Below are 20,096 nucleotides of genomic sequence, written 5' to 3'. Positions count from 1 at the left end.
AGGCTCGCTGCATGTCCACCTCATTGCGACGCATCGCCAAGGCATGGCTCCCGCCTGCCGTGACGGGCGGATTGCTGCGCATGCGACATGGGCCGGGGATCACCTTCACGGGCCCCTACGCCTCCTGGTCCGAGGCTTGCGCCAGTGCTTCCGGTTACGACGCGGCGAACATTCTCGAGCGCGTGCTCGAGACCTCGCGTCGCGTGCGCTCGGGAGAGGTGGCCTTCGAGCGCGACTCGGTGGCGTTCGATCAGGTCATCCACTCCTTTCCACTGCTGGCCGGACTCCTCAGGGCCGCGGCGGGCAATGGCAATCGACTCGCCGTCCTCGACTTTGGCGGCTCACTGGGCAGCAGCTATCGACAGTGTCGCCGCTTTCTCGATGGGCTCTCCGAGCTCCGGTGGACGGTGGTGGAACAACCTCACTATGTCGAATGCGGGCAGAAGCACTTCAGCAGCGGCGAGCTGAGCTTCCGACGCACGATCGCCGAGGCGATCGCCGATCGCCCGCCAACGGTGGCGCTCATCTCCGGTGTCATCCAGTTCCTGCCTGAGCCATTCGCCGTGCTCGACGAACTCCTCGGCTGCGGCGCGTCCACGGTCATCATCGATCGAACCCCATTCGCGGAGATTCGCGAGGATCTGATCGCCGTTCAGCACATCCCACCCGCCATCTTCAAGGCGAGCTACGCATCGTGGATCTTCGCTCGAGCGCCCTTTCTCGATCGTGTGCGCGGGCGGTTCGAGATCCTGGCCGAGTTCGACAGCGCCGCCGATGGCCGCGCGTGGCTCGGTGCCCAGGAGTTCGTCTACGGTGGGTTGATCCTGCAACGGCGATGAGCGCACCGCTCCTGTCGCGCCTTCGGAGTCGCACGCTCCTCTGGCGCATGGCCGGCAACAGCGCCTGGCTCTTTGGCGAGCAGGCCCTGCGAGTGCTCGCGGGAGCGCTCGTCGGCATCATCGTGGCGCGACACCTAGGGCCCAGCGCGTTCGGCACGCTGAACATCGCCTATGCCTGCGCCACGCTTGTTGGCGCCGTGGCGGTGCTGGGATTGGGCGGCGTGGTGGTCCGCGACCTCGTGCGACAGCCGGAGGCAGCGCCAGCCATCCTGGGAAGCGCCCTCGCCCTTCGCATCGCCGCGACCGCCATCGCCGGCGGGGTGGGCGTGGCCGTCGTGGCCCTGCTCGACGAGCCGTCACGCGAGCTGACCTGGCTCGTGGTGGTGGCCATGAGCGCCCTGCCCTTCCAGGTGGTCGATGTCATCGATGCGGCCTTCCAGAGCCAGTTGCGCGGTCGCGCGATCGCCATGGGTCGCGGCATCGCCTTCCTCGTCTCATCGGGCGCTCGGCTCCTGTTCGTGGCGATCGGTGCACCGCTGCTGCTCTTCGCCTCGGCACCAGTCATCGAGTCGATGGTTGCTGCCGTGATCCTCACGGCCGCGTACTTCGCCTCGCCCGGCGCCGCACGCGGCTGGCGCGTTGATCGCGCGCGACTGGCTCCCATGTTGAAGGCCGCCGGGCCGATCGGGCTCTCAGGTTTCCTGGTGATCGCCATCATGCAGAGCGACAAGCTGATGCTCGGCGGTCTGGTCGGCCCCGACCCGGTCGGCGCCTACGCCGCCGCCGTCATGCTCTCCATGGCGTGGTACATGGTGCCGGTCATCATCGGTGGCTCGGCGGCACCGGCGCTGACCTCGCTCCATGACTCCGACCACGCCATCTATCTCAAGCGATTGCGCGAGGTCCTCGCCGTCGTCAGCGGACTCGGCGTGATCGTCGCGCTGGGCGGCGTGCTGCTCGCGAAGCCCATCGTGCTGCTGCTCTTCGGCGCTCCGTTCAGTGATGCGGCGCCAGTCCTGATGGTCCACATCTGGACGGGCGTCTTTGTCGGTCATGTCTCCATTCGCACCCGGGCCCTCCTGATCGAAGGCTCGTCCGGCGTCGTCATGCTGCTCTCGGCAGGCACGCTGGCCGGCAACCTGGCGCTGAACTGGCTCTTGATTCCGCCTCATGGCGCCATGGGCGCCGCGCTCGCCACGCTCGGTGCATGGGCCAGCGCGGCCCTGCTGCTCCCCCTGCTCTTCGCCTCCACGAGGCGATTTCCGGCGTTCATGCTCCAGTCGCTCAACCCCATCGGCTGGTTCCGGGTGCTGGCGAGGTGAGGTGAGGTGCGGTGAGGCGCGTCTCGCCCGGTTGAGCTGGCGGGACCACCCAGGATCGCGCGGGCTTGCGTGGGCCGCTGACCCCGGGAAGCGACTTCAGTTGCCCCACTCACCCAGGAGCAGCGCAATGTCCTCACCGCCGACCAGGCCATCGCCATTCAGGTCCGCTGGACACTCAAGGCATGGCCCCCAACTCCCGAGGAGCAGCGCGAGGTCCGCTCCATCAACATGGCCGTCACCATTCAAATCGGCCGCGCCAATCGGCACGAGCCTGACGAGTTGCGCTGTGGTGTTTGGAAGATTCTTGGCGGAGCCGAGAATCTGACGAGCGTTGTTGATGACGGCGAGTCCGGTGACCAGCCAGTTCCCCTGCCCGGGTGCGATGAGGGTGCCGACATTGGTGTAGCCCGCGTCGGCAAAGACGACTCCCAGACCGCCCTGATACACAAAGGTGATGGCATCACCCCGGTCGTTGAGCGAAACAGCCGAGGTGGTCGTGGCGCAGCCGCCCAAGATGGTCCACCCCGCGCCGGGGGTCCACTTCAAGGGGAAGGTGCTGCAACCAGAGAAGCCGAGAATGTGGCCGCAGAAGGCTCCGACATTGTTGAGATCATTGGTCACGACTCCCTGCCAGTTCCCCGGTGGAAGCGGAATCGTGGTCGTCACCATTGAATCGAGATCGAGCAGAGTGTTCCCTGAGACCACGGTGCGCTGATTGTTGACATCCGCCGCCAGCGACAGCCCCGGGAGTTCAACCACACTTGAGCCCGTGAACAGGGCCGCGCTCGAGTACATCCCAAGGCCGATGCCTCCGGACCCACCGACGATGTCGCCGAGGTCGTTCACCGCCAGAGCCGTGCTATGCACATGCCCGGGCAAGGCACCAAGAAGCTGGAACTCGTAGCCACTCTCCGTCGGCCACCACGCTGCGGCGCGGGAGCCGATGCTTGCGACACCGACCAGGCTCACGGCACCGACGATGACTCCTGACTCGTTGATGGCGTATGCATCTGATCCCAGCCACTCTGCCGGAACAGGAAGGAGCGTGACGGGCTCTCCCCGCCGCGCGACAAACGCCACGCCAAGGTTGCCGCTGAGGAGCTTGCGCCCCACGACATCACCGCGTTCATTCATGCCGAATCCCTGCAGGTCAGCACCGAGGACCTCCACCTTGTACGAAGGGAGCGCGGCCTGAGTCGGATGCGTCAGGATCCCGACGGCGGCGGCGATGAACGCGGCCATGATCGACTTCTTCACAGCGACCTCCGTGAGTCAGCGTGCTGCAGACAACCGAGTGTGATGACACGCGATCGTACAACGCGCCGCGGGTGGCACCAAGAGTGCCGAGCGCGGAACTCCGTCACCAGGGTGCCGGAACTCTGATGCATGTTCCGCGATTCGCACGCGATTGCACTCACTCCGTGATGGTGCCGCGTTCGAGCAAGCACCGTGGTGTGCCCTCGGACACCCGGCGCGCCCCACGCGGCTCGGCGCCACGCTCGGCCGGCGGTCTGGCCGCGCGCTGATCATGCCGCAGGCAAGGGGGTGCATCCACAACCCTCGGCGAGTCCATGAGCCCTCGCTGGGCCGCACCTGGCACGGAAGAAGGCCCGTTCGACCGCTCCCCGCGTGGGTCTTCCCACGACGACGGGCCGCCCGAAGCCGCAGCCATGGGCGGCTGCGGCAACCTGTTCGCGCTGCGCTATGATGCACGCCATGCCCGCTCCGGTGCAGGACCTTCCAGGCGTTTCCGTCGTCGAACACGGTGGCCGCCGCTACGCCCACATCATCCGCGCCTCGGCCACGGTCCCGGTGAGCACCTTCTTCTCCGCTCCCGAGGAGAGCTTCCAGTTCGGTCTTCTGGCCCATGAGGCGGGCTTCGTCGAGGAACCTCACACCCACCCCGAGATCGAGCGCCGCATCGGCGATCTTCAACAGGTGGTGGTGATCCAGCGCGGTCGCGTCGAGTTCATCTTCCATGCCGACGACGGGCGCACGCTTTCGAGCGTGGTGCTCGGTCCCGGCGACGCCATCGTGCTGATGCGCGGCGCCCACTCCGTGCGGGTCATCGAGGACATGCAGTGCGTCAGTGTCAAGCAGGGTCCCTTCCTGGGACCCGAGCGCGACAAGGTTCCTCTTGGAGGCAGACCATGATTCCGGTTTTCGAGCCGGATGTGACGGACGCGGACATCGCCTCGGTCATCGAGGCGCTTCACCGAGGCGAAATCTCCGGCACCTTCGGGCGCAGCCTGACGGACTTCGAGGAGAGCTACACCGCATGGTTGGGCCGCCGCTTTGCGGTGTCGACCACCAGCGGCACCACGGCGCTGCACCTGGCGATGGCGGCGCTCGACCTGCCGCGCGGCAGCGAAGTGCTCGTCTCGGCGAGCACGAACATCGCGTCGTCGCTGGCGCTCGCGCACAACGGTCTCGTCACGGTTCCAGTCGACAGCGAACGGCAGACCTGGAACATGGACCTCGACCTGCTCCCCGGCCTGCTCAGCCCACGCACGCGGGCCATCATGCCGGTGCATCTCTTCGGCAGCCCCATCGACATGCCGCGCCTGATGGCCTTTGCCAGAGAGCACAAGCTCGCGGTCATTGAGGATTGCGCCGAGTCGCACGGTGCCCGCTTCAACGGCACGCTGACCGGCGCGTTTGGTGAGCTGGCGTGCTTCAGTTTCTATGCGAACAAGGTCATCACCTCGGGCGAAGGCGGCATGGTGGTCACCGATGATGAGCGCCTTGTCGAGCGGCTGCGGCTGCTGCGGAACCTCGGCTTCACCAAGCCGCGCTTTCGACATGAAGTGCTCGGCTTCAACTTCCGCATGACGGGTTTGCAGGCGGCGCTTGGGCTCTCGCAACTTCGGCGCATCGATGCGATCATCGAGCGCAAGCGCGAAGTGGCTCGCTGGTACACCGAGCGTCTTTCGGGTGTGCCGGGAGTTCAGCTTCCGGTCGAGCCCGCCGGCACGCTGCATGTGCATTGGATGTACGCGATCGTCATCCACCCTGAGTTCGGCCTCTCGCGTGACGAACTGGCCGAGCACCTGCATCGCGAAGGCGTGGAGACGCGCACCTTCTTCTGCCCCATGAGCCGCCAGCCCTGCCTCGATGGGCCCGAGTTGATGCGCCCGGTTCCGTGCCCGGTCGCTGACGAACTCTGGGAGCGAGGTCTCTACCTTCCGTCGTCGACGCGGCTCACCGAAGATCAGGTCGCTCGCGTCTGCGGCCTCCTTCGAGCGGCGCCCCGCTCGGCGAAGGTGGCGGTGTGCGCCTCGCCGTAGTCCTCCCGGAGTTGAAGCCCTCCATCGGCGGCGGATTCACCTTCGTGGAAGAGGTGGCCCGAGCGATCGACGAGGGTGTGGCTCCGGCGGGTGTCGAAGTGATCATCGTCTCGCAGGCCAGCGAAGGCGCCGCTGCAAACGGCGCGGCTCCGCGGCCGGGCACCCCGCGCCGCGTCACCTACCGCCCCGAGGGCACCGTGGATCGCCTGCGCCTGCGACTGGCTCGATCGTCGCAGCGACTCTGGAAGCGCCTTGGCGGCGCCAGCGCCGTCGAGCGAGCCGCGCGCAGCGCCGGCGCTTCCATCGTTTGGTTTCCAACCGGCGGCAGCGAGGCGATCGATCTTCCGTTCGTGGCCACGGTCTGGGACATCCAGCATCGAACGCATCCGTGGTTTCCCGAGGTTTCGGCGTCGGGCCTCTGGCGCGCGCGCGATGACTCCTCCCGCGAGCTGCTTGCCCGCGCGGCGCTGGTCGTCTGCGGAACCGAGGCTGGAGCCGGCGAACTCGAACGCTACTACCAGGTCCCGCGCGAGCGCATCGTGATTGCGCCGCATCCCACCCCAGGGTGGGCGCTGCGCGACGGCGCGGGGGACCTGAGCGCCGTACCCGATGGGCCGTTCTTTCTCTACCCGGCCCAATTCTGGCCTCACAAGAATCACGCGATGCTCCTGCGAGCTCTCGCGCGGCGACGGCAATCGGGAAGCCGCGCGTCACTCGTGCTGGTCGGTGGTGATCAGGGCATTCGCGCACGCCTCTCGGCACTCGCAGAACAGCTCGGCATTGCCGACGCGGTGCACTTTCCCGGATTCATCTCGCGCGAGGCGCTGCGGGGGCTTTACCGCCGCGCAACAGGGCTCGTCTATGCGGCCTTCTCAGGGCCTGAGAATCTCCCGCCACTTGAAGCGTTTGCGCTGGGTTGTCCCGTCACCAACGCCGACTTTCCCGGGGCGCGAGAGCAACTCGGCGATGGCGCCATCTACTTCGATCCCATGCTCGACGCTTCGATCGCCGCGGCCATGGAGTCGCTTGAGTCGGATGGCGCGCTTCGCGCTCGACTGGTGGCCGCAGGCGCCGAACGGGCCCGCTCCCGACGAGGCGACGACTTCGTGCGGACCGTGCTGCACGCGATCGCCGCTCGAGCACCGATGATCGATCCACTCACCTGAGCTCGCGCTCCCGAGGCGCACCACGAGTGAGCGAAGGCGAACCGCTACCATCCGCGCCACGATGCGCTTTGCCATCGTCACTCCCACGCTGAACAGCGGGACCTTCCTGCGCGACACCGTGCACTCGGTGCTGGCCACCCTCGGACCGGAGGACACCTACACCATTGTTGATGGTGGCTCCACCGATGGCAGCGTCGACGCGTTGCGGGCATCGCTGCCACCGCGCGTGCAGGTTCTTCGTGACTCGGGCGGTGGCATGTATGAGGCTATCGCGCAGGGGTTCGCGGCGACCCCCGGCTCCGTGATGGCGTGGATCAACGCCAGTGATGTGCTTCTTCGCGGGGCACTGGAGCGCGTGCGCGAAGCCTTCCGCGCGTCGAACGCGGAACTGCTCTACTTTGACGATCTGGCCATGAATGAGGAGGGCGTCATTCAGCAGCGCACCATCGGCACGGTCCAGGCGCCGCTGAGGGCGATGCGCGCGGTCGGCTGGACGCCGCTTCAGGATGCCTGCTTCTGGACGCGCGAGCTCTACGAGCGATGCGGCGGTGTGAATCGCGAGATGCGGCTCGCCGGAGATTTCGACTTCTTCCTTCGGGCCTTTCACGCGGGTCGCGCGCACTACATGCCGGGCATCGTCTCCGCCTTTCGACACCACGCAGGCCAACTCTCCCGCGCGAGATCCGGTGCCTATCGCGATGAAGTGCGCCTCGCTCGGCAGCGCTTCGATCGTGCGCAGGGGCTGTCGCCGATCGGCGCGCTGACGCACCTGCGCCTCCGCGCGGCACTCTCGTTCAGGGCTCGCTCGGGCGCAGGCTCGCGATCGACACCGTGGGCGGGTCGCCCCTGGCGCGAGGTCGAGGCGAGTCTGACATGAAGGCGCTGCGGCGATGGATCGAGGTCGTCGTCGAGCCGAGGCGCATCCTCGGGCTTCGTCATCTGCCGCGCTTCTTTCGCGATTGGAGGCGCCTGCGCCGTGCGGGCATGACCGCGCGCCTCTCCGACACATGGCCGCAACTGGCCGATCGAACAGCCTCAACGCCCTTCGATCCGCACTACTTCTTCCAAGGGGCATGGCTCGCGCGACAGCTCGCGCAGCGGCGCCCCACCTGCCATGTCGATGTCGGCAGCGATCTGCGTGTTGTGGGCGTGGTGAGCGCCTTTGTTCCCACCACCTTCCTCGACCTTCGGCCTGCCGCGATCGCTGTGCCCGGTCTCACACCGCAGGCGGGCGATCTCAACGCGCTGCCATTTGCGGATGGCTCGCTCGAGAGTCTCTCCTGCATGCATGTCATTGAGCACATCGGGCTTGGTCGCTACGGCGATCCGATCGATCCCGACGGAAGCGTGAAGGCGTGCCGTGAACTCGCCCGCGTGCTTCGTCCGGGGGGTTGGCTCTTTCTCTCAACGCCGGTCGGGCAGCCGCGCGTGGAGTTCAACGCCCATCGCATCTTCGATCCGCAAGTCATCGAGTCGATGGTCGCTCCGCTCGCACTCACTTCCTTTGCGTGGGTTGATGATCGTGGACGCTTTCACGACCAGGCGACGCCAGAGGACGCGCGAAGCGCTCGTTACGCCTGCGGCATGTTCGCCTTTCAGGCACCGCCAGCCACGCACAGTGGGTTGCCAGGCGCGACGACGGCACTTGGGGAGCCTGTGCTCCCGTTGACGGCGCCGACATCAACGGCACCACTGACCACTCGTGCTCAAGGTGAGGGCGCGGAGGCATGAGCCGCCACTGGGTGAACTGGAACGCTCGTGCCCGAGATGCTTGGGTGGCACGCGAAGCTGCGCGACTTCCCCAGGGTTCGCGCGTGCTCGACCTCGGCGCGGGAGGTTGTCCCTATCGCCCGCTTCTTGCCCACTGCCGGTATGTCTCGCAGGACTCCGCGCCGCTGCGACATGATCAACTCTCCGAAGGTCGATATGGCGACATCGACCTGCGCTGCGATGCCGCCGCCATTCCCGAACCGGATGGGAGCTTCGATGCGATCCTCTGCACCGAGGTCATCGAGCATGTCATCGACCCCACGGCAGTGATGCGTGAGGCGGCGAGAGTGCTTCGGCCAGGTGGCATACTGCTGGTGACCGCGCCGCTGGGGTCCGGCATTCACCAGGCGCCTGTCCACTACTACGGCGGGTTCACTCCCTTCTGGTACGAGCGCGTGCTGCGTGACTCGGGCTTCACGGCGATCGAAATCACACCAAACGGCGGCACCTTCGCCCACTTCGCCCAGTGGTGCGTGCAGGTCCTTCTCCTTCTGCGACCGCACGCGCTCGGCGGTGGCGTGAAGGGATGGCTTGCGAGCCTTCTCACCCTGCCTCTGCTCGCGCTGCTTCTCGTTCCGGCGCTGTTGATCGCGCGGGTGATCGACGGTCTCGACTCGGAGCGCGCCTTCACGGTGGGCTACTTCGTGAAGGCGCGGCGCTCATGAGCACCATCGTGGCCACGCGTCTGTTGGGCGGGCTCGGAAACCAGCTCTTTCAGTGGGCCGCCGGCGCAGCGGTCGCGCAGGCGACGGGCGCGGAGCTGCGCATCGACCCCCGTCCCGTCGAGGGGCGAACGCGCTACCGACTTCCCGAGCTTGGACTCGATGCACCACGCTGGACCGGCACAGCCACGACCGAGGCCCTCTTGCGCCTGCCTGGACTCTGGCGCTTCTGCCGCGCCGCGGGCTGGTCGCCGCGCTGGCGATCGACTCGGCTCCGCTTCGATCGACTGCGGGGCTTCGATCCCTCGATTCCCTCGCTTCTGCCGAGCGACGGCACGCTCATCCTGACCGGCTACTGGCAGGCTCCCGAATGGGCCGAAGCGGTCAGGGATCGATTGCGACCGGTGGTCACGCCGTGCGTGACCGAAGTGATCGGCGTGCATGTCCGTCGTGGTGACTACACCGCGCAGCAGCGCATCGGCGCCTACCACGGTGTGCTCGGAGTGGAGTACTACCGCCGTGCACTCGACGCACTCGGCCGCGAGGTCACGACCAGACCGGTGATGATCTTCACCGATGAACCCGATCGCGTGCGCGGTGAGGGTTGGGTTCCCGCCTCGGCCCGGTGGGCTGAGCCCGCCTCTGACCTCGAACATCTCCGCGCCATGGCCGGCTGCGCTCATCTCATCACGGCCAACAGCAGCTTTTCGTGGTGGGCCGCATGGTTCGGAGAGCGGCCTGGTCGTCGAGTGATTGTTCCGAACGAGTGGTGGAGCGCGACGGCGGGTGCCATTCCCCATCCGGCGCCCCCGGCGTGGCAGCGCATCTGAGATCGCTCGGTGGTGGATGCGATCACGCTGAAGGAGCTGCATCGCACGAGCGGCCCACACGCGAGTGTGATGATGTTCGGGACAGGGCGTGGTGATGCGCGGTTCGACAAGGGGCTCCAAGGCGATGCGGTCGGGCCGAGCCTGACTCGAGTCGCTTCGGCGCACGAGGCACATGAACTCCTATCATGCGCGGCACTGTGCGCGTCAGCGTTCTGCTGCCCTTCGTCAATGCCGCAGCGACCGTTCGCGCCGCCGTGCGATCGATCCTCGAGCAGACCCACACCGACTTCGAACTCGTGGTGATTGATGATGGCTCGACCGACCACTCCCGCTCACTGATTGAAGAGGAGGCCGGTGGTGATCGGCGCCTTCGTCTGCTTGGAGATCGAGAGCGTCGCGGTCTGCCGGCTCGACTGAACGAAGCCCTCGATGCCGTTCACGGCGATCTCATCGCGCGCATGGATGCCGACGATGTTGCCCACCCCGAGCGCTTCGCCCGCCAGATCGAAGCCCTCGCCGATGATCGCTCGCTCGACCTCGTGGGTTCAAGCGTCGTCGTGCTCGATGGCGACGAACCGCTCGGCATCCGTCGCTTTCCGCTCAGTCATGAGTCACTGACGGCGTCGATCTGGCGCGGGATTCCCGTGGCCCATCCGACATTCATGGCCCGGAGCGCGTGGCTTCGTCATCATCGCTTCGATGCACACTTCACCCGCTCGCAGGATCAGGAGCTCCTGTTGCGCACAAGCGCCTCGTCGCGCTTCGCCAATCTCGAACCGCCGCTGCTCGGCTACCGAGAGCCTGCGGCCGGAGCGGACCGTTCACTCTCGCGGCGCTTTCGTCGCGAAGCCGTGCGCAGGCATGTCGGCGCCGTGGCCGCGTCGCGACTGCATCTCCGCGACATGGTCGCGTCGCTCTCGACGCTTCTTCGGCCCGGCATCGAGCGCTCCGCGCATCGACTGCGGCCACTCTCGCCCACTGACGCCGAGCAATGGCGCCGCCTCGCACGGAGCGGCCGATGGCCCGACCTCGCCTCTGCGTCGTAACTGCGGCGTCGATGACGCTTGCCGCCTTCTGGCCCAGGCTGCTTCAGCGGGCACAGGAGCGCTATGACCTGTCGATCGTGTCGAGCGGTGCCTCGAACGAACTTGTTGAACGCATGGGCATTCGTGCCACCGCATTTGATGTGGCGATCCCGCGTCGGCCATCGCCGTGGGCCGATTGGAGCGCCTTGCAGCGGCTTCGCGCGCTCTTTCAATCGCAGCGCTTCGACCTCGTGCATTCGCAGACGCCGAAGGCGGGACTCCTCGCGATGAATGCCGCTCGCTCGACGGGCGTGCCACTGCGCGTGCACACCTTCACGGGACAGGTGTGGGCCACGCGCCGCGGTGCATGGCGGCACATCCTGCGATCACTCGATCGGCGCACGGCACACCACGCCTCGGCGCTCCTTGCGGACAGCCGCGCGCAGGCTGACTTTCTCATCCGCGAGGGAGTCGTCGCCGCCGAGCGAATCGAAGTCCTGCACCATGGGTCGATCTGCGGCGTCGATCCGCAGCGCTTTCGGCCGAACGCCGCGCTGCGCATGAAGGTCCGCCGCGAGATGGGCGCCTCGGAGCGCGACACCGTGATTCTCTTCATGGGACGGCTCGACCGGGAGAAGGGAGTGCCCGAATTGCTCGTCGCATTCGAGCGCCTTGCCGCGACACGGCCTGCGCTCCGGCTTTGGCTGGTCGGGCCCGATGAAGGCGCTGCGGACGCGCTCCAGGCCATCTCACCTGCGCTCCGCGCTCGCGTCGCGCATCCCGGAGCGACGACAGCGCCAGAGCGATTCATGGCCGCCGCTGATCTCCTCGCCCTGCCGAGCCATCGCGAGGGTTTCCCAGTCACGACACTCGAAGCCGCCTCCTGCGGCATTCCCACCGTCGCGAGTCGCATCTACGGTCTCGCCGATGCCGTCATCGACGAAGTCACCGGCCTCCTCCATGAGGTCGGCTCAGCCGAGAGTCTCGAGCGTGCGCTTGGCCGGGTCGTCGATGATGAAGCCTTGCGCGAGCACCTCGGCCGCACCGCGCGCGAGCGCGCGCACCGTGACTTCGACCCCGACACGATCGCCTCCGCCCTGCTTGATTTCTACGAGCGCCATGGGTCAATGCGAACGACAGGCCGGTGATGGACTTGCCCAACCTTGGCGCCTCCTCAGCGGGTACGACCGACGCGCGGCGTGTCGCATCAGGCCTGTGATGGACTTGTCCGCCGCGACGCCTCCTCAGCGGCCACGCCACACACGCGGCGTGGCGCGCCGGACCCGTGACGGCTCGATCGGCCGCGTCACCCACCGCCAGCGCCGGTCTCCCGCGTGTGCAGCGGTACCATGCGAATGTGCTCAAGCGAGCCTTCGACATGGTGGCGTCGCTGCTCCTGCTGCTGCTTGCGGCGCCGGTGATGGCCATCATCGCGCTCCTGATTCTTGTTCGCCTCGGGCGCCCCGTGCTCTTTCGACAGATGCGCCCCGGGCTCGAGGGCCGACCCTTCACACTCATCAAGTTCCGCACCATGCGGCTTGCGGCACCGAGTCATGGAGACCTCTCCGCAGTCGCGAGTGACGCCGAGCGTCTCGATGGCCTTGGTCGCCTTCTCCGCGCCAGCGGGCTCGATGAACTGCCTGAACTCTGGAATGTTCTGCGTGGAGACATGAGCCTCGTCGGGCCGCGCCCGCTGCTCATGGAGTACCTGCCGCTCTATTCGCCGGAGCAGTCGCGGCGCCATTGTGTACGGCCCGGCATCACCGGCTGGGCGCAGGTCCACGGTCGCAATCGAGTCGGCTGGACGGAGCGCCTCGAACTCGATGTCTGGTATGTCGATCACCGCTCCTTCGTGCTCGACTTGCGCATCCTCGGAATGACGCTGCTCCAACTCTTGCGTCCTGGTGATTCCGCTCAACAGGGGCACGCCACCATGGAGCCCTTCCGAGGCACGGCCTCCGCAGCACCGCGACGCCAAGGAGAAGTCGATGGGTGAACCACTTCCGGTCGTTGGCGAAGTGCTTCGCATCCTCGGTGCAGGAGGTCACGGCAAGGTGGTCGCCGAGTGCGCGCACGCGTCGGGGTGGCGCGAGATTCACTTCTTCGATGATGGTCGAGCGCGCGGTGATGTCATCGCCGGGTGGACGGTGCACGGCACACTCGCCGAGGCGTTCGCGAAGGATGCACAGGCGGCCGCGATCGTCGCGCTCGGCGACAACGCGCAACGCCTCGAGTGGCTCGACCGGCTCGCGCAGGCTGGCGTGGCGCTGCCGACGATCGTGGCGCCGTCGGCCGTGGTGAGCCCGCGCGCCTCACTCGGTGCGGGAAGCGTGGTGGTGGCCACGGCGGTCATCGCCGTCGACGCCCGCATCGGCCGCGGGGCCATCATCAACACCACAGCCTCCATCGATCACGACTGCGTGCTTGGCGATGGCGTGCACATCTCTCCCGGAGCGCGCCTCGGCGGTGGTGTCTCCGTCGGCGATCGATCGTGGATTGGAATCGGTGCCTCGGTGCGCCACGGCATTCGGATCGGTGCCGATGTCATGGTCGGCGCCGGTGCCGCGGTCGTCAACGATCTTCCAGATGGCGCCCGTGTCGGCGGCGTGCCCGCGCGGCCGCTGGGTTCGTGAGCGCTCCTGATACGCTTTCCGCATGAGTTCGGGCCCTCTCGCCCACGCCCCGTGGCCACACTTTGACCAGGAGATGATCGACGCCGCCGCGTCGGTCCTCCGTTCAGGCCGAGTCAACTGGTGGACCGGCTCCGAATGCCGCACCTTCGAGCGCGAGTGGTGCGACACCTTCGGCTTGACGCATGCGCTCGCCATGGCGAATGGAAGTGTCTCACTGGAGGTGGCCCTGAAGGCGCTCGGGATCGGTCCCGGTGATGAGGTCATCGTGACGCCTCGGAGCTATGTCGCGAGCGCCTCTTGCGTGGCGCTCGTGGGTGCGACCCCCATCTTCGCCGACATCGATCGTCGCTCTCAGAATCTCTCGGCGGAAACCATCGAGGCGGTGATCACGCCGAGAACGAAGGCGATCATCCCTGTGCACCTCTACGGCTGGCCCTGTGACATGCCCGCGATCATGGCGGTCGCGCGGCGGCATGGCCTGAAAGTCATCGAGGATTGCGCCCAGGCGCATGGCGCGACGATCGATGACCGGCCCGTCGGCTCATTCGGCGACTTTGCGAGCTGGTCGTTCTGCCAGGACAAGATCATCACCACCGGTGGTGAAGGTGGCATGCTGACAACTGCGAACGAGTCTCTCTGGAAAGTCGCGTGGAGCCTCTCCCAGCATGGCAAGTCGTGGGAGCAGGCGATGGCGCCTCCCAGCGCACCAGGGTTCCGATGGCTGATCGAGCGCATGGGCTCGAACTACCGCATGACCGAAATGCAGGCGGCCATCGGGCGAGTGCAACTGAGGCGCCTTCCGGCGTGGATTGCGGCGCGGCAGCGCAACGCCGCGACGCTGCGCGCCGTCCTCGAAGAGTCCCCGCTGATCGACCTCCGGTGGCCGTCGCCGCGCGAAGGTCATGTCTTCTATCGCGTGGCGGCGCAGGTTCGACCAGAGGCGCTTGCGCCGGGCTGGTCGCGCGACCGAATCATGACGGAGATCTCCGCGCTGGGTGTGCCCTGCTTCGTCGGGGTCTGCCCCGAGATCCAACTTGAGTGTGCGTTCCAGCCTCCCGGCGGAGGACCGAACACATCCCTGCCGACCGCCGCCGAGGTCGGCGCGAGGTCGCTGGCCTTCCTGGTCCATCCGACGATCGACGCCCACGCCATGGACGCATGTGCGGCCGTGGTGGCGCAGGTGCTTGCGCGGGCGGCGAAGCGGGCCCCGGCTCGGTGCTAATCTAGGGGGAATGCTCGGGACGCTCGACCGGCTCTCGCGCCGACAGAAGCAAGTCCTCATGGGCTTCGCCGATGCTGCCGTGCTTGTCGCGGCGGTCTATGGCGGCGTTGCCATGAGGCTGGGGACCTTCACGCCCGACCTGACCCCCTATTGGCCCATCATGGCGCTGGCGCCCGTGGTCGGGATTCCGTGCTTTGCGTTCCTCGGGCTCTACCGCGAGATCATTCGGTATGTCGGCCCCCGCATCGCCATTCTGCTGGCGAAGGGAACGCTGGCCACCACCGTCGTCCTGATTGCCGCGAGCTTCCTCGTCATCAATCGCGGCAGCGGTGTCTCCCGTGCGGCCTTCTTCGGCTTCGCCTGCCTCACGATGATCGGCTGTGGCGGGCTGCGGCTGGCGGCCCGCTCCTATCTGCGATCGCTTTCGCTCACCGGGCGCGAGCATGTCTGCATCTATGGCGCCGGGCAGGCGGGCGCGGGGCTACTCGCCATGCTTGCGGCCGATCCCACGCGCGCGGTCGCCTTCATTGTTGATGACGACCCCCGACTCCAGGGCCGGCGCATCCGCGGCGTGCCTGTGCACGATCCCGCCAACCTCGGTGAGCTTGTCGCGCGGCATCGGATCACCACCGTCATGCTCGCCATGCCGTCGATCGGCGTGCGCCGCCGTCGCGAGATCATCGATGTCATCCGGGGACTCGGGCGTCGCGTGCTCACCGTTCCATCGTTGCGTGAGATTGCCGATGGTCGGGCGCGCATCGATCAACTGCGTCCAGTTGCGATCGAGGATCTCCTGGGCCGAAGTCCAATTCCTCCCGATCCGCGCCTGGTGGCGCAGACTGTGTCGGATCGAAGCGTCATGGTGACCGGCGCCGGTGGCTCGATCGGAAGCGAACTCTGCCGCCAGGCGCTTCGGCAGCGCCCGACGCGGCTCATCATGGTCGATTCGTGCGAGTTCAACCTCTACTCGATCGATGCGGAGATCACGAACTCGGCTCGACGGCTCGGCGTGGCTCCAGTCATCGAATCTGTGCTCGCATCGGTGGAAGATGCCACGCGCCTCGAGGCGGTGCTTCGCAAGCACGGGGTCGAGACGCTCTACCACGCCGCCGCGTACAAGCATGTGCCGCTGGTCGAGGCGAATGAGATCGCCGGCGTCCGCAACAATGTCATCGGAACCTGGCGCGCGGCCGAGGCGGCGGAAGCCGCGGGCGTGCGCACATTCGTGCTCATCTCGACTGACAAGGCCGTTCGTCCATCGAGCGTGATGGGTGCCAGCAAGCGCTTCGCGGAGTTGATCCTCCAGGGCTTCGCCTTCCGCGGCAGCCCGATGCGCTGCATCAATGTCCGCTTCGGCAATGTGCTGGGCTCGTCCGGCAGCGTCATCCCCCTCTTCCGTCGGCAGATCGAGGAAGGCGGGCCCGTGACGGTGACCCACCCGGAGGTGACTCGCTACTTCATGACCATTCCCGAAGCGAGCGAGCTCGTGCTTCAGGCGGCGTCGATGGGCCGCGGCGGCGAGGTCTTCGTGCTCGACATGGGCGAGCCGGTCAAGATCTATGATCTCGCGCGGAACATGGTGGAGCTCTCGGGGCGCACGGTGCGCGACGACCAGCGGCCCGACGGAGACATCGAGATCATCTTCACCGGACTCAGGCCCGGGGAAAAGCTCTACGAGGAGCTCGTCATCGGCCGCGATGTCGATGGCACCGCGCATTCGCAGATCATGCGCTCGCGCGATGAGCACCCCGGCTGGGAGGCGACGCTTGGTCTCCTCCATGAACTTGAGTTCGCCATCGATCAGCAGGATGTCCGTGCCGTTCGACGGACACTTGAGAAGGCCGTGCCGGAGTACCGCCAGGACAAGGCCGCGCGCGGATGAGGTGGCTCACCGGCGTGGTCGTCGTCGGAGCACTCCTTCTCTCCGTCGCTTTGGGAACGCTGGGGCTCGCGCCATTTCCCGCCACGGTGTCACTCGATCCGCAGGCGATCGAGCACGATGATGCGCTGGCGTGGCGGACCCGGGATCGTCCGCTGCACGGCTGGTTCGTCTCCGCCGTAAGCGAGGGCGAGTGGTCGCTATGGCCGGTCGAAGCGACGCTTCTCGAAGATGGCCGGCCACTCGAGCCCGCACGCTCTTCACACGATGAGATTCGTCGCGAGGGCGCTGGCCGATGGAGCCTCTGGCTCGGGCAGGTCTACTTCTCGACCGGTGATGAGAGCGATCCAACTTCGGGGCTTCGCGCCTATCTCCTTTCCGCGCCACTGCGACCGACGCCGCTTCTGCTCGTGCTTTGGGGTGCCAGCCTGGTCGCGGCGCTCCTCCTTCTGCGACGCGAGTCATCGGCGATTCGTCGTCTCAGCGATCCGCTGATCAGCGCCGTGGCGCCGAGGCCTGCGGCGAGCGATCCCGTGGCGTGGTCACCCGCCGCGCCGCTCCTCCTCGCCGGTGCGATGGCGCTGACCTTCAGCGGCTGGTACGGCGCCATGCGTCTCCTCGAGTGGGATGTCGACCGTGGCCCCGAGCAGCGAGCGGCGATCCTGCCCTACCTCTCCGTCGTCGACTTCGTGCTGGTGGCTCTCTTCGTTCTCACCGTGATCGCCTCGCGCGTGCGACCCTCGAAGGTGGTCACCGTGGTCCTCCTTCTCATCACGCTCTGCCTTGCGGCGGCTGGCATCGATCGCGCCGGTCAACTCGACTGGCAGCCGCAGATCACCGGCGTCATCGCGGGTCTGCGCTTCGCGTTCGCCTTCACCGCCGCGTGGTGCTTGGCCCGAGCGGGCGGCCTTCGTGCGATCACGCCGACCATGATCGCGATGGCCGCGATCTGGATCCCGGGAGTCGCCATCGCCGCGTGGCGAGGCACGGGTCAGTTCATCGAAGTCGGCGGTCACTTTCCGAGCTTCGCGGGCATGGTCCTCGCACTCCTGACGATCTTCGCGCTGCATCGAGGGGCGCTGGTGCCGGCGGTCATTCCCGCGGTGTCGATTCTTGCAACCGGAAGCCGCGTTTCGGTCATCGCTTGGCCCATCGCGGTGCTTGCGCCGGTCCTGCGATTCGGTCGATCGGCGCTGCCGTTTCTGCCCGGCGGGCCGAGCGCGAGTGAAGTGGGCGAGCGTGCGCCATCGCGCCGCGCCGTGATCGGCGCCGCAGGAGTTCTCGCCTTCGGTGTCGCCGTCATCTTCTCTTCGGAGCGACTTCGGTCGTATCTCCTGTCCAAGCTCTCATCGACCACCTGGCTCTCCATGGGGCGGCGTCTTGAGATGACCGGGTGGACCATCAACACGATTCAGGCCACGGGATGGTCATGGTTTGGATGGGGCTGCGGGCGTGCGCCGTCGTTCATCCAGGAGGGCATTCGACTCGGCACCATGCCGAGCGACTGGGGCAATCTCCATGTCATCTGGTTGCAGTGGCTGGTCGAGCTCGGCATCTTCGCGCTGCCGCTGATCGCGCTCGTCGCCATCTCGACCGTGCGCGCGTGGGTCCGGGCGCCGCTTCCGGCGGCGCTCTGGACCTACTTCCTTCTCTCGCAGAGCATCGACTACTGGCTCTGGTCGCGCGACGGGCTCCTCCTCTGGGGAGTCATGTTGGGCGTGGCCGAAGGCATGCGTCGCTCGACCGCGCCCGCGAGCGCAACAGAGTCAACCTGAACGGCCTGACTCCGCGCTTGGCAAGTCGGCCGCGCCTCGCAAACCCACCGCGCTTCGCAAGTCCGTCGCGCCTGGCAAGTCGGCCGCGTCCCGCAAGCCCACCGCGCTTCGCAGATCCGTCGCGCCTGACAAGTCGGCCGCGCCTCGCAAGTCGACCGCGCTTCGCTAATCCGTCGCGCCCTGCAAATCCGAATAGAGCGCTTCAGTCTCTTCGATCATGCGATCGAGTCCGAATCGCTCGGCGACGCGGCGAGGCCCCGATGCAGCCAACTCGCGGTGCCACGAGGCGTCGTGGAAGAGGCGCACCACCGCTTCGGTGAGTCCGCTGACATCACCGATCGGTCGCACCACTCCGGTCACGCCATCGTCAATAGCGTCGCCCGCGCCTCCGGCCGCCGTGGTCACGACGGGCACACCGAGGTGCTGGGCTTCGAGGAGCACATTCGGTGTCCCCTCCGCCTTGGAGGTGAGAAGAAAGGCGTGGCTCTCGGCGAGAATCGCAGGAACATCGCTGCGACGACCAAGGTGGTGCATGCGCGACGCGTGGCGCGAGCCTCGCATGCGCCGACGAACATCGCGCTCCAGTCGACCTGTCCCGACGAGCACGACATGAGCTTCGGGCACTCGGTCGAGCACCTTCTCCGCCACCTCCACGAAGGTGAGCGGCTGCTTCTCATCAGCCATGCGGAAGACGCCGGTGAGGAGCCGCGCGGTCGGTGGAATGCCTGCATCACGCCGCATCTGCGCTCGAACTGAAGGCGGAGGCACCTCCAGATGGGAGAAGTCCACGCCATTGAGGATCACTCGGAAACGCTCGGGCGGAAGGCCGAGCCACTGCGCGTAGTCGAGCGCGCCAGCCTGTGAGTTGTTGACGAAGGTGACGCCGGGGCGAGCGGCCAGAACGCCGTACCACTGCTCAAACCACGGCTCACGCAGGTGCGGCATGTGCACCGGGCTCACATTGCGCGTGCTGAGAATGATGGATGGAACGCCCGCGATGGCAGCGGCGATCCCGCCCCAGAGGTTTGTGTGATCGAGCCAGCAATGGACGATGGCCGGGCGCCGAATGAGCAACTCACCGACGAGATCGGGCACCTGTGGGCGAAGGAATCCGGGAACGCCGCGCACGCGCTCAACGACCTCCGGAGCCTCGCGCACGCGCGCTTCGAACGCGGGATCCATCACTCTCCCGGAGATGGTCACCGGCACCCCCTCCTTCTGGAGCGAAGGAAGGTAGTGCCCCTTGTCGCGCTCCAGACCCTGGGTGACGATCAACTCGGCGCGGCGGTACCCACGGGCGCGGAGCCCTGCGAGCGTGTAGACGACCTGCCGCTCGGCGCCTCCAGCCTGAAGGCTGCCGATGATGTGAACAATGGAGAGGTCACGAAGCGACTTCTTCGGTACCGACGGAACGGCCGTCACCGCCTCTTCCCCACGCACTCGCGCGGACTCTGATTTGCTCGCGGTCTGGACCTCGGCCTGCGGTCGAGAGACCAGTTGCTCCGCCGACTCGCTCTGAAAGTTCGGATCGTCGTAGACGCGCTTCAACAGCACCCGACGCAGTGGCGCCAGTCGATCGGCCAACCCCGGCGCGACGCGACGCATGGTGTTGATTCCCCAGCGCGCCGCGCGGCGAAGGAGCGGGCCGCGCGGGAAGAAGAATCGGTCGTACACATGCATCGCTGA

The 20,096-nt window shown here is 66.9% G+C and carries 18 protein-coding genes; 16 read left to right on the top strand and 2 right to left on the bottom strand.

Annotated features, from left to right (window positions below; genetic code table 11):
• Window positions 1-11 precede the first annotated feature (11 nt).
• The gene (locus KF724_01560) at window positions 12-839 is read left to right on the top strand and encodes a methyltransferase, TIGR04325 family (GenBank protein MBX3354367.1); all 828 of its coding nucleotides are present in this window, start codon (window positions 12-14) and stop codon (window positions 837-839) included.
• Window positions 836-2,161, top strand: a complete 1,326-nt coding sequence (locus tag KF724_01555; GenBank protein ID MBX3354366.1) for a flippase — start codon at window positions 836-838, stop codon at window positions 2,159-2,161. The genes KF724_01560 and KF724_01555 overlap by 4 nt, the downstream gene beginning before the upstream one ends.
• Before the next feature lie 96 nt (window positions 2,162-2,257).
• Here the strand turns inward: KF724_01555 and KF724_01550 are convergent, their stop codons facing one another.
• A complete protein-coding gene (locus KF724_01550; GenBank protein ID MBX3354365.1) occupies window positions 2,258-3,418 on the bottom strand; it encodes a hypothetical protein in 1,161 nt (386 codons plus the stop codon).
• Window positions 3,419-3,877: 459 nt separating this feature from the next.
• Here KF724_01550 and KF724_01545 point away from each other — a divergent pair, with 459 nt between their 5' ends.
• The 14 genes from KF724_01545 to KF724_01480 all read left to right on the top strand — a co-directional run bounded on the left by KF724_01545 (window position 3,878) and on the right by KF724_01480 (window position 18,410).
• The gene (locus KF724_01545; GenBank protein ID MBX3354364.1) at window positions 3,878-4,315 is read left to right on the top strand and encodes a hypothetical protein; all 438 of its coding nucleotides are present in this window, start codon (window positions 3,878-3,880) and stop codon (window positions 4,313-4,315) included.
• Window positions 4,312-5,448 (top strand): DegT/DnrJ/EryC1/StrS family aminotransferase, encoded by a 1,137-nt coding sequence (locus KF724_01540; protein MBX3354363.1) that lies wholly within the window; start codon window positions 4,312-4,314, stop codon window positions 5,446-5,448. The genes KF724_01545 and KF724_01540 overlap by 4 nt, the downstream gene beginning before the upstream one ends.
• An 11-nt stretch (window positions 5,449-5,459) precedes the next feature.
• Window positions 5,460-6,614 carry a glycosyltransferase gene (locus tag KF724_01535; GenBank protein MBX3354362.1) on the top strand — a complete coding sequence of 385 codons (1,155 nt, stop codon included), beginning with the start codon at window positions 5,460-5,462 and terminating at the stop codon, window positions 6,612-6,614.
• Window positions 6,615-6,675: 61 nt separating this feature from the next.
• Window positions 6,676-7,491, top strand: a complete 816-nt coding sequence (locus KF724_01530) for a glycosyltransferase (GenBank protein MBX3354361.1) — start codon at window positions 6,676-6,678, stop codon at window positions 7,489-7,491.
• Window positions 7,488-8,345 carry a class I SAM-dependent methyltransferase gene (locus KF724_01525; GenBank protein MBX3354360.1) on the top strand — a complete coding sequence of 286 codons (858 nt, stop codon included), beginning with the start codon at window positions 7,488-7,490 and terminating at the stop codon, window positions 8,343-8,345. The genes KF724_01530 and KF724_01525 overlap by 4 nt, the downstream gene beginning before the upstream one ends.
• A gap of 44 nt (window positions 8,346-8,389) precedes the next feature.
• Window positions 8,390-9,049: a class I SAM-dependent methyltransferase gene (locus tag KF724_01520; GenBank protein ID MBX3354359.1), complete on the top strand. Its 660-nt coding sequence runs from the start codon at window positions 8,390-8,392 to the stop codon at window positions 9,047-9,049.
• Window positions 9,046-9,876 carry an alpha-1,2-fucosyltransferase gene (locus tag KF724_01515; protein MBX3354358.1) on the top strand — a complete coding sequence of 277 codons (831 nt, stop codon included), beginning with the start codon at window positions 9,046-9,048 and terminating at the stop codon, window positions 9,874-9,876. Before KF724_01520 ends, KF724_01515 begins: the two co-directional genes overlap by 4 nt.
• Before the next feature lie 185 nt (window positions 9,877-10,061).
• On the top strand, window positions 10,062-10,922 hold the full coding sequence (locus KF724_01510; GenBank protein MBX3354357.1) for a glycosyltransferase family 2 protein: 861 nt from the start codon (window positions 10,062-10,064) through the stop codon (window positions 10,920-10,922).
• Window positions 10,895-12,049, top strand: coding sequence for a glycosyltransferase (locus tag KF724_01505; GenBank protein ID MBX3354356.1), 1,155 nt, complete (start codon window positions 10,895-10,897; stop codon window positions 12,047-12,049). Before KF724_01510 ends, KF724_01505 begins: the two co-directional genes overlap by 28 nt.
• Window positions 12,050-12,279: 230 nt before the next feature.
• Window positions 12,280-12,897, top strand: a complete 618-nt coding sequence (locus tag KF724_01500; protein ID MBX3354355.1) for a sugar transferase — start codon at window positions 12,280-12,282, stop codon at window positions 12,895-12,897.
• Entirely contained in the window at window positions 12,890-13,534 is a 645-nt protein-coding gene (locus KF724_01495) for an acetyltransferase (protein ID MBX3354354.1), read from the top strand. The genes KF724_01500 and KF724_01495 overlap by 8 nt, the downstream gene beginning before the upstream one ends.
• A gap of 22 nt (window positions 13,535-13,556) precedes the next feature.
• Window positions 13,557-14,756 (top strand): DegT/DnrJ/EryC1/StrS aminotransferase family protein, encoded by a 1,200-nt coding sequence (locus KF724_01490; protein ID MBX3354353.1) that lies wholly within the window; start codon window positions 13,557-13,559, stop codon window positions 14,754-14,756.
• 10 nt (window positions 14,757-14,766) lie between these two features.
• Complete coding sequence (locus KF724_01485; protein ID MBX3354352.1) at window positions 14,767-16,638, top strand: polysaccharide biosynthesis protein; 1,872 nt, start codon at window positions 14,767-14,769, stop codon at window positions 16,636-16,638.
• On the top strand, window positions 16,635-18,410 hold the full coding sequence (locus KF724_01480) for an O-antigen ligase family protein (GenBank protein MBX3354351.1): 1,776 nt from the start codon (window positions 16,635-16,637) through the stop codon (window positions 18,408-18,410). Before KF724_01485 ends, KF724_01480 begins: the two co-directional genes overlap by 4 nt.
• A gap of 165 nt (window positions 18,411-18,575) precedes the next feature.
• On the opposite strand, the gene KF724_01475 is transcribed toward KF724_01480, so the two are convergent.
• Complete coding sequence (locus KF724_01475; protein ID MBX3354350.1) at window positions 18,576-20,090, bottom strand: glycosyltransferase; 1,515 nt, start codon at window positions 20,088-20,090, stop codon at window positions 18,576-18,578.
• Window positions 20,091-20,096: the final 6 nt, after the last annotated feature.

The organism is Phycisphaeraceae bacterium (genome assembly GCA_019636735.1).
Taxonomy (GTDB): Bacteria; Planctomycetota; Phycisphaerae; order Phycisphaerales; family SM1A02; genus VGXK01.
The sequence above is the reverse complement of the archived record's forward strand: the minus strand, read 5'-3'. Positions and strand labels throughout refer to the sequence as shown.